Raw genomic sequence first — 16,890 nt, forward strand, 5'->3', positions numbered from 1 at the left:
GCCTGGTGCCGGCCCTCGATCGCGGCCGGCACCGTCGACATTGAACTGGAGCCCGCCTTATGAACCCGACAGTGTCTTGGCTGACCCTGCTCAGCTTCGGAGACAAGGGCTGGGGCGACGAATTGCTCTTCGGCGCGTGCCTGAGCCTTGGCATTGCGATAAGCGCATATCTCGTCGGCCTGGCGCTCGGGCTTGTCGGTGCCGTGGCCAAGATCTCGAAGAACCGCGTGGCTCGCGCAACAGCCGGTGCATATACGACGATCATCCGGTCCGTTCCTGACATCCTCATCATTTTTCTCGTCTACTATACCGCGACCGACGCGCTGCGCTGGGTCGTGAGCCTGACGGGACTGACTTCGGAATTTCAGCTCAACGGATTTGTCGCCGCGACGCTGTCGCTCGGCGTCGTGCAGGGCGGCTACAGCACCGAGGTCCTGCGTGGTGCGATCGTCGCAATCCCAAAAGGACAGATCGAGGCAGCCCATGCACTCGGCCTGACACGCCGCCAGACATTCTTCCTGGTGACCTTGCCGCAGATGATCCCCCTGGCGCTTCCAGGCCTTGGCAATTTGTGGCTTGTCGTCCTGAAGGAAAGCTCACTCGTCAGCCTCATCGGTTTTACGGAGCTTGTCCTGGCGGGCAAAATGGCCGCCGGCGCAACGCACGATTACTTCGTGTTCTATTGCGCGATCGCATTCGTGTTCCTTGTGATGTCGGGCATGTCGGCGATGCTTTTTCAGGGCTTGGAAGCAGCCACTGCCAATCCAGGGAGGCGAAAATAGCGTGACAGAGTTTGAGGGATACCTCGCAACCCAACTCCTGGCAGGCATTCAGACAACCATTGTCCTGTTTGTCGGCTGCGCGGTGATCGGCAATCTGCTTGCGATCCCGATCGCCTTGGCTCGTCTGTCCAGCAGGCGATGGGTGCGCTATCCAGCGGATGCCTTCGCCTTGGTATTTCGGGGCACTCCACTGCTGGTCCAGCTTTACCTCTGCTACTACGGCGTAGGCCAGATCCTCGCCGGCATCCCCACAATACGATACAGCGTGATGTGGCCCCTTTTGCGAGGTGCCTCCTGCTATGCGTTTTTCGTGCTGTCCCTGAACACGGCGGCTTACTGCAGCGAAATTTGGAAAGGCGCGATACGGTCAATCCCGGAGGGACAGCGCGAGGCCGGCCAGTCGCTTGGCCTGTCGAAAACACGGATCATGATTTCCGTGCTGCTCCCTCAGGCTTTCAGGTTGGCGCTGCCGGCGATCGGCGGCCAGAATATCCTGCTGTTGAAGGGCACCGCGCTGGCCTCGACGATCACCGTCTTCGAATTGATGGGAGCCGCGAACCTCGTTCGTGCTCAGACTTTTCGGGTTTACGAGCCTCTGTTTGCCGCAGCGCTTGGGTATTTCCTGCTTGCCTTAATGGTGACGTCCGGCTTCGGATACTTCGAGAGGCGGCTTGCTCGGCGCTATTGATTAACTCCTCAGTCCGGGATCGCCAGCGCCAGCCGCGGAGCCTTCGCGGCGCCCGGCTTGGCGCATCGGGCTTACGCGCTGACACTCCAGCTTTCAGGATGGAGCACTGCGGTCAGCTTGGAAGTCATCCATGATGACAAGAACGTGAAGTACCTGAGCGGCTTCTTCACGACAGAAGCGTGGTCGGGCCAACAGCATCCATTGTATCGGGCAACCAACGTCAGCGTGGCGAGTTTGGACAAGCGAGGTTGGAGTTGCCGGCGTTGGCCCAGCGATCGCTCGGCCTTTCACAGGGGCTAGCCGGATCAAGATGCCCTGCGCACGATGGCCAACATCCGCGGCGATTGCCGCTGCCCTCATAATTATCTTCCAGGCGCTGCTGGGCGGTGCCTGGATGGGAGCGCGTGCCGCCGCCGGACTCGCGATATGTTCCGCAACGTCCTGTGCACGACCGATGCTGGCGGCCCCGCCCACCGTTTCTCGCAAGAAAGCGGGTATAATTGCGACTGCTCCCTGTCCGGATGCGATCTCGGCACGGCCATCATTTCAGAAGTGGACGGCATCGGCGCCGAACCGATCGCCTACCGGCTGGTTTCCGATGGCAAGCGGCTGGATGTATTTCTCAAGCGCATCCAAGCCGCCAACGGTGGCACTATCGAGAACGCGTGCCAACTGATATCCGCGCGCGCCTCAATGTTCGGCGTGCCTTCGCTGAAGCTGATCTTAGTATTGCCTGCGCGTCAGGATGAGCCAGAGCCTCCGTCAGTTGTGCCAAAAACCTTGGCCACGGGCACGTCTGCCACGTTCAGCAGCCAGTGGACAAAAAAATCGGCGTCCGGATGCGTGCTGCTGCCCGCTGGCCGGATTAAATGGAATGCTTCGTCGATCGGCACGGCAAGCTCGAAAGGCGCGATCAGCCGTCCAGATGCCAATGCGTTTCCGGCGAGAGATTTGCGCCCCAGCGCCACGCCCCCACCCTGCGCCGCCAACTCGAACGCCGTTAGGGACGTGTCCAAATGCAGACCAGAGCCTGCGTCGACACCCTTCGCCCCCGCCGCTTTGAGCCAGATCCCCCAGCCCTCGTGATAACCCAACACATGCAACAGGCGGTGATGGCGCAGATCCTCCGGCGTGTTCAGCGCCAGGCCCGGCGCGCACAGCGGGGTGATCGTCTCGCATGTTAGGCGGTGGCTGTTGAAGCCGGGCCAATGGCCGGTGCCGTACTGGATATCCAGATCGAAATCCTGCGCGTCGGACGCATCGTTCCAGACGCTGGACAAAAGGCGAAGGCTCTTGCCCGGATGGCGGTTCAGATAGTCGGGCAGGCGCGGGGCGAGCCAGTTGACCGCGAAGGAGACCGCGCAGCGAACCGTCAGGGCGTTGGCGCGGCGCTGGCCGAACACCTCGCACGTGCCGATGGCCAGACGCTCCATCGCGTCCTGCACCTTGGGCAGATAGGCGGCGCCGGATTTGGTCAGCTCCAGCCCGCGCGGGCGGCGGATGAACAGGGGCTGGCGCAACTGCTGTTCCATGTTTGGAGACGGCGGCCTGGGTGATGTGCAGTTCCGCGGCCGCGTGGGTGAAGCTCAGCGTGCGGGCCGAAGCCTCAAAGGCGCGCAGCCATGTCAGGGGAGGAACATCAGGCTTCACGCGCGCCTCAAAACGGAGCCATAACTTTTTGTACGGGCATTGCCCATGAATACGTCGTTTGACGAGATCGCGCCAGTGAGATCATTGAATGGCATCCACCGGGAGGGGTTCGATGTTTGCAGTTTTTCCAACGGCGCGCCTGCGTCCGTCGCCGTTTTATACTTCCGCTGTCGCAGAAGGGATGACCGCCGCCAGCATCTACAACCGCATGATCATGCCGACCTCCTACGGCGATCCCGAAGCGGAATACTGGCGGCTGATCAACGGTGTCTCGCAATGGGACGTGGGGGTGGAGCGTCAGGTGCAGTTGAAGGGGCCGGATGCGGGACGCCTGGCGCAGATCCTGTCGCCGCGCGATCTGTCGGCCTGCAAGGTCGGTCAGGGCAAATACGTGCCGCTGTGCAACCATCGCGGCACGATCATCAACGACCCGATTCTCCTGAAACTGGCGGACGATCTCTACTGGCTGTCGATTGCCGACAGCGACGTCTGGTTCTGGGCCGGTGCCATCGCCGCCGAGCGTGGTCTGGATGTGCAGGTTAGCGAGCCGGATGTCTCGCCCATGGCGCTGCAGGGTCCTAAGGCCGAGGATGTCGTGGCACATGTGCTGGGCGACTGGGTGCGGGGCCTCAAATACTTCTGGTTCCGCGAGACGGAAATCTCGGGGATTCCGGTCGCCGTGCAGCGCTCGGGCTGGTCCAAGCAGGGCGGGTTCGAGATTTATCTGAAGGACGGATCGCGCGGTACCGAACTGTGGAACATCTTCAAGGAGGCAGGCCAGCCGTGGGGGATTGGCCCCGGCGCGCCCGCTACAGCTGAACGCACAGAAAGCGGTCTGGTCTCTGTCGGCGGCGATACCGACGATATGACCAATCCGTTCGAGGTGGGTCTGGGCAAATATGTCGACCTTGATGTGGCCGATGATGTGGTGGGCATTCAGGCCCTGCGCCGGGTCAAGGCCGAGGGCGTCAAGCGCCACCAACTGGGCCTGGTGCTGGACGGCGAGACACCTGCGCCCTTGGGCTTCCGGCGCGAGGACATCACCCGCGATGGCCGGCGCATCGGCATGATGACCAACTGCGTCTGGTCGCCGCGAATGAAGGCCAACATCGGCTATGCGCTGATCGACGCCAGCGTGCCTGTTGGCGAAACCGTGCAGGTGCTGCGCGATCAGGGGCCGATTGCGGCGAAGCTGGTCGAACTGCCCTTCCTGTAAAGATCGCATCATGCACCAGCACTACGACGCCCCTCTGCGCGATGCGGCCAACCATGTGGCGCTGTCTCCGCTGTCCTTTCTGAAGCGGGCCGAGACGGTTTATGCCACCCGCCCCGCCGTTACCTATGGCGACATTCGGCGCACATGGGGCGAAACCGGCGCGCGGTGCCGTTCGGTGGCGGCGGGTCTGGCGGCGATGGGGGTGGGCAAAGGCGATACGATTTGCGTCCTGTGCCCAAATATCCCGGAACTCTTTGAACTGCACTATGCCGTGCCCCTGCTGGGTGCGGTGCTGAATACGGTCAACGTCCGGCTCGAGCCGGAGACGGTGGCCCATATACTGGACCATTCGGACTCAACACTGGTGATCGCCGATACCGCCCTGGCGCCGTTGTTGCGGCAGGCGTTCCGGATCATGGGGCGGGCGCTGGCGGTCGTCGATATCGCCGATGTGAAGGACGCAGAGGGCTTTGGCCAGTCGACCTATGACGATCTGGCCGCTCATCCGCCGATGGCATGGACCCTGCCGGAGGACGAATGGCAGGCGCTGGCGCTGAACTACACTTCAGGCACCTCGGGGCGGCCCAAGGGGGTGATTTATCACCACCGCGGCGCCTATCTGATGGCGATGGGAACGGTTGCGGGCTGGGCGTTGCCGCCGCATCCGACCTATCTGTCCGTCGTGCCGATGTTCCATTGCAACGGCTGGAACCATCCCTGGGCGATGGCGATTGTCGGCGGGCACATGATCTTCACCCGTGACGCCACGCCCGCCAAACTGCTGGCCGCCATGGCTTTGCATCGCGTCACCCATCTGGGCGCGGCCCCAATCGTGCTGCGGATGCTGTGCGACAGCCCGGATGCGCCGGCAGAGCCGTTTGATCCCAAAATCAGGGTCTTGACCGCAGGCGCGCCGCCACCGCCCGCAATTCTTGAAAAGGCGGCGGCCCTGGGTCTGGATGTCATGCAGGTTTACGGGTTGACCGAGACCTATGGACATATCTCGCAATGCCTGTGGCAGGAGGACTGGGAGGCGCTGACCGCCTCTTCCCGAGCTGAGAAACAGGCGATGCAGGGTGTGGCCTTTCCGATGGTGGAGGACATCCGCGTGGTGGACCGCGCCACCGGGGCCGATGTGGCGCGCGATGGCGTCACGCAGGGCGAGATCGCCATTCGCGCAAACACCGTGATGAAGGGTTATTACAAGGACGCCGCCGCCACTGCGACGGCCTTCGCGAGCGGCTGGTTCTGGTCCGGCGACGCTGCCGTGGTGCATCCCGACGGCTATATCCAGATCCGCGACCGGCTGAAGGATGTGATCATCTCCGGCGGGGAAAACATCTCTTCCGTCGAGGTCGAGGCGGTGCTGTACCGCCACCCCGCCATACTTGCCGCGGCTGTTGTCGCCCGCCCGCATCCGAAATGGGGCGAAAGCCCCTGCGCCTTTGTCGAACTGCGTGAGGGCGTGACTGCGACCGAGGCGGAGGTCATTGCCTTCTGCCGCGACCGTATCGCGCATTTCAAGGCGCCGAAAACCGTGGTCTTCGGCCCCCTGCCGAAAACCGCCACCGGCAAGATCCAGAAGTTCGTCCTGCGGGCCGCCGCCCGTGACATGGGACCACAGGCATGACCTACGAAGCCCCGGTCAAGGATCTGATGTTCAACATCGCCCATATCGCGCCGGGCGAGGCTGATCTGGAGATGGCCGCCGCCGTTCTGGAGGAATTCGGCCGCTTCTGCGCCGAGGAAATCGCGCCGTTGAACCAGCCGGGCGACCATGCCGGCTCGCTGTGCGAAAACGGCCATGTGACCACCCCGCCCGGCTTTCGCGCCGCCTATGCCAAGTTCGTGGAGATGGGCTGGCAGGGTCTGATCCATTCGTCGGAATATGGCGGGCAAGACCTGCCCCGAACCGTGGGCGCCGCGGCGGGCGAAATCCTCAACGCCGCCAACATGAGCTTTGCCTTGTGTCCGCTGCTGACCGATGGGGCCATCGAGGCGCTGCGCCACTTCGGCGATACTCAGATGAAGGAAACCTACCTGCCCAGGCTGGTTGCGGGCGTCTGGACCGGCACGATGAACCTGACCGAACCGCAGGCGGGCAGCGATCTGGCCCTGTTGCGCACCAGGGCTGAGGCGCAGGCGGACGGCAGCTATCGGATCAGCGGCGCCAAGATTTTTATCACTTATGGCGACCATGATTTGGCCGAGAATATCATCCACCTCGTGCTGGCCCGCACGCCGGATGCGCCCAAGGGGACCAAGGGGATCAGCCTGTTTCTGGTGCCGAAATTCATGGTTGCCGACGATGGCTCGCTTGGCTAACCGCCCCCTTTTTACCTTCTGAACAGGAACGCATCATGGCCATCCAAATCGACACTGCCCGTTTCAAGAACCTGGACATCGCCGTCCATGACGACGGCGTCTGGGTGGTCACCCTGAACCGTCCGACCAAGCGCAATGCACTGGATTCGCACACGATCGAGGAACTGGTCGAGTTCTTCTCCACGGCGCCTCGCGCCGGCGTCCGCGCCATCGTACTGGCCGGATCGGGCGACCATTTCTGCGCCGGGCTGGACCTGATCGAGCACCACCAGGCCGACCGCAGCCCGGCGGATTTCATGCACATTTGCCTGCGCTGGCACGAGGCGTTCAACAAGATGGAATATGGTGGCGTGCCGATCGTCGCGGCGCTGAACGGAGCTGTCGTTGGCGGCGGGCTGGAACTGGCCAGCGCGGCTCACATAAGGGTGATGGACCAGACCACCTATTTCGCCTTGCCCGAGGGCCAGCGCGGCCTGTTCACCGGCGGCGGCGCCACGATCCGGGTCACCGACCTCGTTGGCAAGGCCCGCATGATCGACATGATGCTGACGGGCCGCGTCTATCAGGGACAAGAGGCCGTCGATCTCGGGCTTGCGCAGTACATGGTCGAAGGCTCCAGTCTGGACAAGGCGATGGAACTTGCCCGCAAGGCGGCGCAGAACCTGCCCCTGTCGAATTTCGCGATCTGCTCGGCCGTCAGTCATATGCAAAATATGTCGGCGATGGATGCGGCCTACGCCGAGGCCGTGGTGGCCGGTGTCGTGAACACCCAGCCCGAAGCCCGCGCCCGGCTGGCTGCCTTCGCTGACAAGAGTGCCCCGCGGGTACGACCGCACCGCGGCTGATGGTGGCTCGGGAGAACATGCTCGACGGCACGGTTGAGATCGACCATTTCCATCTCGGGGAAGTCCCCGAAAGCGACCGGGTGACCCACCTCCGGGCCGGGCCGGAAGGTCAGGTGAAGACGGAAAAAGCGCCGGTCATGGCGATGGTGCAGCGGCCGACCAACGTCACACTCGGCACTCCGGCCGGTGACGCACGTGCCGCAGTCGTGATCGGTCTTTCGTTGCGTCCCGCCCTAACGTGCGATCGAAACACAGATCGAAATCCACGCGCATTTGATGAGCGACGAGTGGGAGGCACTCATGGCTATCCTCGGTGTCGGTCGGCAGAATTCTGCTAGTGCGCAGTTCACTCGCGCGTGCGGCCTCGACGGATCCAGTTCCCCGGATTCGGCGTCGACTGTCTGGTCTCAATTCGACCCGAGCGATTACCCGTTCGCGCGTAGCGTAGCTGGCCAGTTGCGCGTTCACGATGACCGTATGGATTTCTTAACGGGCATTGACCTCTTCCTCAGGGTCTTCTCGTCAAGACCTGACCGGGGGCGAGGTTGGCTTAGCTGTCCGCCAGGCCTCGGAACAGGAGTGAGATGGCGCTCCGCGCAGGACAAACATAACGAATACGTTTCGCCTATCGCACTACTCTAGAACCGCATCTTGTTCCCGCTCATCGCCTCGGGCCGCCGCGCGGCGCCGGCAGCCCTATGAAAGTCCTCGAACTAGATGGGCTCGATAAGCGTCGAATTCATCGACGCCGCAGATAACCCAGCAGAAGCAATTGCACTTGATGAACAATCGAGCCATCGACGATGCGCTCAGGTGCTTGGCGAGCGGCCGCGTTCATCACGCCCTCAACACAGGTCGAGCCCAGGAACGCGGCTGCTTCACGGTTGAATGGAAAGCCGCCGCGGTCGCGCGTCGGCGTTGTTCGATTCAGACCGTCAGCGGGGGAGCTCTCGGATCGCCTGGCCTGTAGCCGTGCTCATGAAGCTCTATCGCAATGCCGTGGTGCGTTTGACCACAAACCCCTCCAGTGTCTTGCTGATACCCCTCATCGGTAAGGAGAAGACGATTTTCTGATCCGCGGCGATTTGGATGCGGAAGCGCGATCGTGATATCTTTGCGGATCACAGCGCAGCAATCCCGGGACGTCGCTTTCGCAGCCCAAGCGCGGTTTCCAAAGCATGTCCGACTTTCAGGACCGTGTCGTCCTCGAAACGCCTGCCGATGATCTGGATCGAGGTAGGCAGTCCGGACGCTGTAAAGCCGTTGCACAGGGTAAGAGCCGGACCTCCGGTCAGGTTGAACGGCCGCGTCAAGGATAGTTCCGCTTGCCGGAGCGGTGTGTGTTCATAGCCCAGCACCTGCGCCGGCTTCTTGTTCGTCGGCAATACCAGGACATCGATGTCCCACATAATCTGACCCATCTCCGCTGTCAGAGAAGCCTGTCGCCGCCGCGCCCGGATATAATCCGCAGCCATGACTTCCCTTCCGTCCTGCAGGCGCGAGCGGCTCACCGGATGGAACCTGTCGGGGTGCGCTTCCAGTTCATCACAATGCTCGGCATATTCTTCCGGCCACGAAATGCTGCGCGCGGCCGCGCAATAGGCGTCGAATTCAGCCAACCGGACGGTGGACAATCGAGCGCCAAGCTTTTCGAATGTGATGAGGGAGCCTTCCATCGCATCGAGAACGTCATCGTCGATGTCGGGTGCGTCCTCGTAGAAATGCCTGACGACCCCAATGCGCAGTCCACGGATTCCGTTGGAAAGGGTCGAGATGTCCGGCCCCCCGAAGCCTTTGATCCCGGTGTCCTGCGGATCTGACGATACCATCTGCGAGATCATCAAGGCGCAATCCTCGACGGTCCAGGCGATAGGACCTACGCAGTCCATCGACCGCGATAGAGGCAGGACGCCGCGTGTGCTGACGAGTCCGTTCGTGGGCTTCAGCCCCGCGACCCCGCACCAGGCCGCAGGGTCGCGAATGGACCCGGCGGTTTCAGTGCCAACCGAACCCGCGCACAGGCCGGCGGCGGCAGCGGCGGCCGAGCCGCTCGACGACGACGACGGGTCGAGATCGACGTCCCAGGGATTGCGCACCGGCGGCCATCCAAGGTCCATCTGTGTTCCGCTCACCGCGTATTCGGCTGTCGCCTGTTTTCCGAGGATGATTGCGCCGGCGCCCTTCAAGGCTTCAACGACACCGGCATCTTTCCCGGCGATGCAGTTGCGCCGGTGTTCGGCCTGTGCCGTCGTTGGCAGACCCGCAACGTCGATCAAGTCCTTGATGCCGATCGGGATGCCATGAAGCGGACCCAACCATCCCCCACCGGCTATCCTGCGTTCGGCTTCCGCAGCGTCCTCGAGCGCTTCCTCCACACGTAGGCAATTGAAGCTGTGCAGTTGCTCGTCGAGCGTAGCGATCCTCTCCAGATATCTCTTGGTGATGTCGACTGGAGACAGCCCCTTCGCCCGGATCAGTCTTGAGAGATCGGTAAGGGAGAGCAGACCGATATCAACCATGGCTGACCGCTTGCATGGGCTGGTCGGCCGCCACGAGCGCTTCGAGGCGATTGAAAAACCGCTCGATATCCGCCCAGAGGTCCGCCTCGTCTTCCAACCCGACGCTGAGCCGCAGGATGACCTCGGCTCCGTCCCACCGTGTCGCGCTGCGGAACCGGTCGACCGACATCGGAGCCGCCAGGCTCCGCGTACCCCCCCAGGATGCTCCGATGGCAAACAGTTGCAACGCGTCAAGGGCGGCGGCAACGTGCGTTGAAGCAGTCCGCGCGAAACAAACGCTGAAGACGCCGCTGGAGCCCAGGAAATCACGCTTCCAGATCGGATGGCCGGAACAGGTCTCCAAAGCGGGATGAAGCACCTGATCGACCAGCGGATGGCCGGCAATCCTTTCAGCGAAATCGAACGCCACTTTCTCGGAATGGCGCAGCCGTATGCCCAGCGTCTCGAAGCCACGAAGCACCAGTGAGGCGTCGTCGGGCGAGACGCCGATGCCCATACGGCCGATCAGCGAGCGTACGGGTTGGATCAATGCCTTGTCCTTCACCGTGATAGAGCCCATCAGCACATCAGAATGGCCCGAGACGAATTTCGTCAGCGCCTCGGTAACGATATCGGCGCCGTGGTGCAGCGGCTTGAAGTTCAGCGGTGTCGCCCATGTGTTGTCGACGCCGACAAGCGCGCCGTGTTCATGCGCGATCGCCGCAATCCTTGGCAGATCGAGCACCTCCATCGTCGTCGAGCCGGGACTTTCGCACCACACGATTCGCGTCTTGTCGCGCATCTTTCGCGCGACATCATCCGGCGAGAGCGGGTCGAAGAAATCGACTTCGACGCCGAGGCGCCGCAGATCCGTCTCCGCAAGGTCTCGCATTGGCGGATATGCGGTGTCCACGATCAGCACGTGGTCACCTACGTTGACGAACGGCAACACCGCCAATGCATTGGCGGCCTGGCCGGACGGCGCAAGGAATGTCCACGCTCCGCATTCAAGACTGGTGAGCTTCGCCTCCAGGGTGCGCGTCGTCGGCGTGCCGTAGAGACCGTAGGAATAACCCTGATGTCCGCGCTCCCCCCGCGAGGCGTATGCGGCGGCATCCTTGAAAACGATCGTCGAGGCACGATGAACGCCCACGGCCAAAGGATCGAAGCCTTCAGTGGCGACTGTCGGGTTCAAAACACACTGCGTCAGGTCGTTCGTCATGACTCGGCATTCCTATGGGAACCGTGTCGCATGCCGAGGAGAAACAATTCCCCCTCGCGCATACGCAGGCTATGGTTATTCGCTGAAGTTATGGATGGAAGGCGGGTCTGGTCGTGAACTTGAGGCAGGTAGAGGTATTTCGGGTCGTCATGACCAATGGCACGACGGCCAGGGCGGCGGAGGTGCTGCACATTTCCCAGCCCGCGGTCAGCAAGATGATCCAGGAGCTCGAGCGCTCGCTCGGCTTCGATCTTTTTCACCGCATCAAGGGCAGGCTGCAGCCCACTCCCGAAGGGCAGCTGTTCTTTCGCGAGGTCGAGCAGGCGTTTCTCGGCCTCACCCATCTGCGCGGCGCCGCTGCACGCATCCGCGATTACGGGTCGGGCGAACTGCGCATCGCCTGCCTTTCGGCGCTTTCCACCAATGTGCTGCCGCGGGCGCTGCGCGCCTTCATGGACCGCAATCCCAACATCGCCATCACCTTTCAGGCGCGCATGTCGTCGGTCGTGCGCGACCTCGTCGCCTCCGGCCAGTTCGACCTCGGCGTGGTCGCCGACGAGATCGACCGGACCGGGGTCGAAGTCATGGAGTTCGCTCGCTTCCGCGTCGCCGTCGCCTTGCCGGAAGGCCACCCGCTTGAGGAGCGCGACGTGATCCGCCCCGCCGACCTTGTGGATCAGCCCTTCATCGCGCTTGCCCCCGAAGACACGACGCGCCGTGAAGCTGAGCAAGCCTTCGAGGCGGCCGGCATTACCATCCGTAGCGTAATCGAAACGCCCTACTCGACGACAATCTGCTCCATGGTGGCGGCAGGCATCGGGCTTGGTCTGGTGAACCCGCTGACGGCCGAGCCCTATGTCGGACACGGACTGACCTTGCGGCCCTTCGAGCCGGCGCTGCATTTCCGGACGCTGTTGATCACGCCGCCCAACCGGCTTCCATCGCGCATCCTCGAGGACTTCATTCGCGAGCTGAAGCGCGCCGCAGGATAGGCCGCCGTGTGTAGTGACGCCGGTCATTCGCGCAACGCCAATTTGGCGACGTTGGTCAGCCACGATATGGCCGGCCCAAGAATCTCATCGTTGAACTCGTAACGCTCGTTGTGCAGTTTGCCGTCGCCGGCCGCCGGGCCGTTGCCGATCAGCACATAGGCTCCGGCCCTGCCCTCGACCAGGAATGCGAAATCGTCGCCGCCCATCGCCGGGCGGATGTCGCGTGTCACCGGCAGCCCGGCTGCCTCGGCCGCGGCCACCGAGAGGGCTGCTTCGGCCGGTGTGTCGGCCATGACCTGGCCTGTTGAGTTGATCTCGTAGTCAGCCTTCACGCCCCAGGCGGCAGCGGTTCCCTCGATGACTTCTGACATCCGCGCGATGATCGCCTTGCGTATCTCGGCATCAAAGGTGCGCAACGTGCCGATGATCGTTGCCGTCTCGGGGGTCTGATTGCTGACGGTACCACCCTGGATCATCGAAACCGTCAGGGCGACGGTTTCGAGTGGATCGACGTTACGCGAGACTATGGTGTTCAGAGCGACGATGAGGTGCGCAGCGGCATTGATCGGATCGCGCGTGAGATGCGGCATGGCCGCATGGCCGGCCAGCCCGATCAGTTTCACGCGCCAGTCACCGCCGGCGGCCATCGATGGTCTTGTGTGGACGGCAACCTTGCCGGCCGGAAGGTCTGGCCAGTTGTGCCATGCAAAGAGCCTTTCCATCGGGAAGCGCTGGAACAGGCCATCCGCGATCATCGCCTTGGCGCCCTGGCCGTTTTCCTCGGCGGGCTGGAACACGAGATTGATCGTGCCGTTCCAGCTGTCGTCAGCCATCAGCGAGGCGGCCGTGCCCAGCAGCGCCGCCGTATGGCCGTCGTGACCGCAGGCATGCATGACGCCGGGGTTGCGCGAAGCATGCTGGAAAGTGTTGGCTTCGTTGATCGGCAAAGCGTCCATATCCGCGCGCAGGCCGACCGACCGGTTTGACCCTGGACGCCGGATCGTGGCGACAATGCCGTGATTGCCGATGCCGGTCTCATGCTCGATGCCAAGGGCTGACAGCTGCTCGGAAACAAAGCTGGCGGTCGTGGTCTCTTGACCCGACAGTTCCGGATGGGCGTGAAGATGGCGGCGCCATCCGGCCGCTCGCTCCACGAGGCTTGCATCGATCATGGTCATGACTGCTTTCAAAGGACTTTGGAAAGGAACGCTATGGTGCGGGGGTTCGTCGGATTGGCCAGGATCTCGCGCGGAGGTCCTTCCTCCACGATCATGCCCTCATCCATGAAGACGAGGTGATTGCCGGCTTCACGGGCGAAGCCGATCTCGTGAGTTACGACCACCATGGTCATGCCGCTTCGGGCGAGATCCTTGATGACGTCGAGGACCTCGCCGACGAGTTCGGGATCGAGCGCCGACGTCGGCTCATCGAAAAGCATGACCTCCGGCTCCATAGCCAGCGCTCGTGCGATGGCAACCCGCTGCTGCTGGCCGCCGGAGAGCTGGCTGGGATAGCGGCCGTCGAAGCCTTTCAGGCCGACGCGCTGCAAAAGCTCCCGTGCCTTTGCTCGCGAACGCTCCCGCGTCCATCCCTTCACCTGCAGCGGCCCCTCCATGACGTTCTGAAGCGCCGTCATGTGTGGAAACAGATTGAAACGCTGGAAGACCATGCCGGTCCGCCGTCTCTGCGCCGCGACGGTGCCCGGCGCAAGCGGATGACACCGGCCGTCACGCTCAACGAAACCCTGCAGTTCCCCGTTGAGGAAGACCCTGCCGGTCGAAATGCTCTCCAGCTGATTTATGCAACGCAACAGCGTCGACTTGCCTGAGCCCGACGGCCCGATTGCGACGCAGACTTCGCCACGCCGCACGCGCAGGTCTACGCCCCTAAGCGCATGCACTGGGCCATAGAATTTGTGGATGTTCTGCATCTCGACGCAGAAGCCGGTATCGATAACCATGTCCATCGTCCTACTCCGCCCTGGCAGTATGGACGGCAACGCCCTTGCCGAAATGGCGCTCCAGATAGTGCTGGCCGACCATGAGCAGGCTGGTGATGGCGAGATACCAGGTGCCAGCAACCATCAGCAGCGGGATCGGCAGGTAGAGCCGGTTGGCGATGGCATTGGTGGCGAAGGTCAGGTCGAGCGTGAACGGCACGGCGAGCACCAGCGACGTCATCTTCAGCATGCCGATCGTCTCGTTTCCCGTGGGGGGGATGATGACCCGCATCGCCTGCGGCATGAGGATGCGCCACCAGATCCTGGCAGGCCGCATTCCCATCGCCTGCGCCGCCTCGGTCTGCCCTCGATCGATAGAACCGAAGCCTGCCCTGAATATCTCGGTCAGATAGGCGGATTCGTTGAAGCCGAGCCCAAGGATCGCCGCCATCGCCGGCGTCACCAGATATCTCGCCTCGACGCCTGCTATCTCCGGCCCGAAGGGAATGGCCAGGGAAAGGCGGGGAAACAGAACCGCGAAAAGGCCCCAGAACAGCAGCTGTGTGTAGATGGGCGTGCCGCGGAAGAACCACACCCAGGCATAGGCAAGACCGCGCAGGATCGGATTGTCGCTATCGCGCATGACGACAAGCAGACCAGCGACCACGATCGCAACCGCCATCGCCACGACCGTGATGAGGAGCGTCCAGCCAACGCCCCGGATCACCTGCGGCCAGAACAGATATTTGACATAGACATCCCAGTGGAAGTTCGGGTTCACCGCCACCGCATGCGCGGCCTGAATGGCGACGATCGCGAGAAGCGCCACCGCCAGCCAACGCCCGGGATGGCGACGCGGAACGATGACGTTCCGCGCAACCTCCGTCTCGGGTGCTCGGGCAGGCGCGTCTTGCGAGGGAGCGTGCACCGTTGTGACCGCCACGGCATCAGTCCTTCACGGACGGATTGACTTCGGCCTTGGTCACGATCTCGGACCCGACGCCCCAAGTGTCGAACACCGCCTTGTAAGTGCCATCCGCGATCAGCGCGTTGATCGTATCGGCGACGAGCTGGGTCAACTCCATGTCGCTCTTGGCAACCGCGATGCCGTTCGGGCCGTGTTCGCTCAGCGCCCCGCTTGGCGCCTTGACCGTTTCGAGCTGACCACTCGACTGCTTGGCCGCATAGCCAATCGTGGAGGAACCGGAGATCGTAGCGTCGGCGCCGCCGGCCGCAACGCGCGTGAGCGCCTCGGTCTGCGTTCCGAAGGGCAGGATATCCATTCCCGTCTTGCCTGCCTTCTTGCAGGTCTCGTTCTCCTCGTTGATCGCCTTCTCGTGCCAGGTTCCTGACTGGACCGCGATCTTGCGTCCGCAGAAGTCGGCCGGATCGAACTTCGTAGGGTTGCCGGACTTGATCGCCCACAAGCTGCCAGTGTCCGAGTAGCTGACGAAGTTGACGGCCTTCATGCGTTCGTTGCTGACCGTGAAGGCGGAGACGCCGAGATCGTACTTGGTGCCGAGCGCCGGCAGGATCGCGTCGAACGCTGAAGTCTGGAACTCGATCTTGACGCCCAGCTTCGCAGCCAGCGCGTCCGCGATATCAACGTCGATGCCCTCGGGCGTCTGCCCATCCTTCTCGCTCAGATACTCCCAAGGCGCATAGGATGTGTCGGAGCCGATCACGATCACCCCGGCTTTCTTGATCTTTTCCGGGAGGCGGGCGGCCAGCGCCGAATCGACCTTAATCCCGGAAGTGTCGAAATCTTGTGCCGAGGCATTCCCTGCGAAGCCGGAAGCGGCCATGAACGCCAAAACTGCGACGGTCTGCAAGCAGGTGCGTTTGTCAATCATCTACGTTCCCCATTTTTGTCGTTGTGATGGAGAGCGGATCGAGAATTGAACTACCGCTCCTCAGCACCTGCAGAATGTGCTTTGAAGCGAATGCCGTCCAATAGAATGATTTGTGAAGTCTATTCCTGGAGGTTATATGCCACCTATGCAACGGCGTGATGCAATGCGTACCTGACCAGAGCGTTCTTTAAGCGGCCGCGCAGTTAAGATCTCGCTTTTCGGCTCGGCGTTGGAGAGGTTCGCTTTCGGGGTGCACCGTCTTGGCGCCGCGACGCTGCCATGAGGCGCAAAACTGCCACATGCGCTTCGTGGAACAACATACGCCGGCCTCGAGTCAACCATGCCGTTCCGCGGTCTTTTGTAGATTCGATACAGGTCCAACAGGACAAACCCGTGGAAATATCGGCGCGCTCCCGAATGTGTGGAAACACGGCAGCGCTCTCGCGGTTCGCCCCCCCGGAACAATGCAATAGCGCCTTAGGCGATTCTGAGATCGCAGGGAAAATCGCTGGGGTAGTTTTTGGTCAAAAGAGGGGGTTCGAGTCCACGTTGTGGGCCTCCTCTGAAAAGGGGATTTATGGTGGGCCCGGAGGGTGTAAGGCTCCTAAGGAAAATCAATGGTTTAGCGGATGGTTAGCCAACCCATATCCTTCGTATGATCTCGTATGGTCTGGCGAACCTAAAATCCCCAAAGGAGAGTGATCATCGGCCGCGACAAAGCCTGACCGCTCCATACCGAGTTTCAACGAATGTCCGTAGGCGCCAGAGGCGGTCCTCTGACCGGTGCCATGAAACGACTTGTTTGGGGCCGTCAGCGGACCGACAGCTTCTTGCGTTCCAATTAAAGAGAGCCGACAGTCAACCGAGCGGAATCGAAGTC

15 protein-coding genes and 2 pseudogenes are annotated in these 16,890 nt (G+C 62.3%); 8 read left to right on the plus strand and 9 right to left on the minus strand.

Going from position 1 to position 16,890, the window contains the following annotated elements; all coding sequences use genetic code 11:
- Positions 1-59 precede the first annotated feature (59 nt).
- Both LB569_RS20450 and LB569_RS20455 read left to right on the plus strand, forming a co-directional pair.
- On the plus strand, positions 60-782 hold the full coding sequence (locus LB569_RS20450) for an ABC transporter permease (RefSeq protein WP_224693867.1): 723 nt from the start codon (positions 60-62) through the stop codon (positions 780-782).
- A gap of 1 nt (position 783) precedes the next feature.
- Positions 784-1,470 carry an ABC transporter permease gene (locus LB569_RS20455; RefSeq protein WP_224693868.1) on the plus strand — a complete coding sequence of 229 codons (687 nt, stop codon included), beginning with the start codon at positions 784-786 and terminating at the stop codon, positions 1,468-1,470.
- 546 nt (positions 1,471-2,016) lie between these two features.
- Here the strand turns inward: LB569_RS20455 and LB569_RS31845 are convergent.
- From LB569_RS31845 to LB569_RS31965, 3 genes and pseudogenes are all read right to left on the minus strand, one after another.
- Positions 2,017-2,142: a hypothetical protein gene (locus tag LB569_RS31845; RefSeq protein ID WP_263494838.1), complete on the minus strand. Its 126-nt coding sequence runs from the start codon at positions 2,140-2,142 to the stop codon at positions 2,017-2,019.
- 68 nt (positions 2,143-2,210) lie between these two features.
- Positions 2,211-3,002, minus strand: a complete 792-nt coding sequence (locus tag LB569_RS20460) for a LysR substrate-binding domain-containing protein (protein ID WP_224693869.1) — start codon at positions 3,000-3,002, stop codon at positions 2,211-2,213.
- A 43-nt stretch (positions 3,003-3,045) separates the two neighbouring features.
- Positions 3,046-3,120, minus strand: a pseudogene (locus tag LB569_RS31965) (hypothetical protein); the annotation flags it as partial.
- A gap of 112 nt (positions 3,121-3,232) precedes the next feature.
- On the opposite strand from LB569_RS31965, the gene LB569_RS20470 reads away from it, so the two are divergent.
- The 5 genes and pseudogenes from LB569_RS20470 to LB569_RS20490 all read left to right on the plus strand — a co-directional run.
- Positions 3,233-4,336 (plus strand): glycine cleavage T C-terminal barrel domain-containing protein, encoded by a 1,104-nt coding sequence (locus tag LB569_RS20470; RefSeq protein ID WP_224693870.1) that lies wholly within the window; start codon positions 3,233-3,235, stop codon positions 4,334-4,336.
- 10 nt (positions 4,337-4,346) lie between these two features.
- Positions 4,347-5,966 (plus strand): AMP-binding protein, encoded by a 1,620-nt coding sequence (locus LB569_RS20475; protein ID WP_224693871.1) that lies wholly within the window; start codon positions 4,347-4,349, stop codon positions 5,964-5,966.
- On the plus strand, positions 5,963-6,661 hold the full coding sequence (locus LB569_RS20480) for an acyl-CoA dehydrogenase family protein (protein ID WP_318013132.1): 699 nt from the start codon (positions 5,963-5,965) through the stop codon (positions 6,659-6,661). Before LB569_RS20475 ends, LB569_RS20480 begins: the two co-directional genes overlap by 4 nt.
- Positions 6,662-6,696: 35 nt before the next feature.
- Positions 6,697-7,506, plus strand: coding sequence for a crotonase/enoyl-CoA hydratase family protein (locus tag LB569_RS20485; RefSeq protein WP_224693872.1), 810 nt, complete (start codon positions 6,697-6,699; stop codon positions 7,504-7,506).
- A pseudogene (locus LB569_RS20490) lies at positions 7,494-7,815 on the plus strand (transposase); the annotation flags it as partial. The gene LB569_RS20485 and the pseudogene LB569_RS20490, both read left to right, overlap by 13 nt.
- Before the next feature lie 812 nt (positions 7,816-8,627).
- On the opposite strand, the gene LB569_RS20495 reads toward LB569_RS20490, so the two are convergent.
- Both LB569_RS20495 and LB569_RS20500 read right to left on the minus strand, forming a co-directional pair.
- Positions 8,628-10,025 carry an amidase gene (locus LB569_RS20495; RefSeq protein WP_224693874.1) on the minus strand — a complete coding sequence of 466 codons (1,398 nt, stop codon included), beginning with the start codon at positions 10,023-10,025 and terminating at the stop codon, positions 8,628-8,630.
- Positions 10,018-11,226, minus strand: coding sequence for a trans-sulfuration enzyme family protein (locus tag LB569_RS20500; RefSeq protein ID WP_224693875.1), 1,209 nt, complete (start codon positions 11,224-11,226; stop codon positions 10,018-10,020). The genes LB569_RS20495 and LB569_RS20500 overlap by 8 nt, the downstream gene beginning before the upstream one ends.
- 113 nt (positions 11,227-11,339) lie before the next feature.
- On the opposite strand from LB569_RS20500, the gene LB569_RS20505 reads away from it, so the two are divergent.
- Positions 11,340-12,218: a LysR substrate-binding domain-containing protein gene (locus LB569_RS20505; protein WP_224693876.1), complete on the plus strand. Its 879-nt coding sequence runs from the start codon at positions 11,340-11,342 to the stop codon at positions 12,216-12,218.
- A 23-nt stretch (positions 12,219-12,241) separates the two neighbouring features.
- Here the strand turns inward: LB569_RS20505 and LB569_RS20510 are convergent, their stop codons facing one another.
- Genes LB569_RS20510 through LB569_RS20525 form a run of 4 tightly spaced genes read right to left on the minus strand, consistent with a single transcriptional unit; the run spans position 12,242 to position 15,962 of the window.
- Complete coding sequence (locus LB569_RS20510) at positions 12,242-13,396, minus strand: amidohydrolase (protein ID WP_224693877.1); 1,155 nt, start codon at positions 13,394-13,396, stop codon at positions 12,242-12,244.
- A gap of 8 nt (positions 13,397-13,404) precedes the next feature.
- The gene (locus LB569_RS20515) at positions 13,405-14,184 is read right to left on the minus strand and encodes an amino acid ABC transporter ATP-binding protein (RefSeq protein WP_318013133.1); all 780 of its coding nucleotides are present in this window, start codon (positions 14,182-14,184) and stop codon (positions 13,405-13,407) included.
- A gap of 4 nt (positions 14,185-14,188) precedes the next feature.
- Entirely contained in the window at positions 14,189-15,100 is a 912-nt protein-coding gene (locus tag LB569_RS20520; protein WP_224693878.1) for an amino acid ABC transporter permease, read from the minus strand.
- Between the two features lie 4 nt (positions 15,101-15,104).
- Entirely contained in the window at positions 15,105-15,962 is an 858-nt protein-coding gene (locus LB569_RS20525; RefSeq protein WP_224693879.1) for an ABC transporter substrate-binding protein, read from the minus strand.
- Positions 15,963-16,890: the final 928 nt, after the last annotated feature.

Source organism: Mesorhizobium sp. BH1-1-4 (assembly GCF_020165665.1).
Classification (GTDB): domain Bacteria; phylum Pseudomonadota; class Alphaproteobacteria; order Rhizobiales; family Rhizobiaceae; genus Mesorhizobium.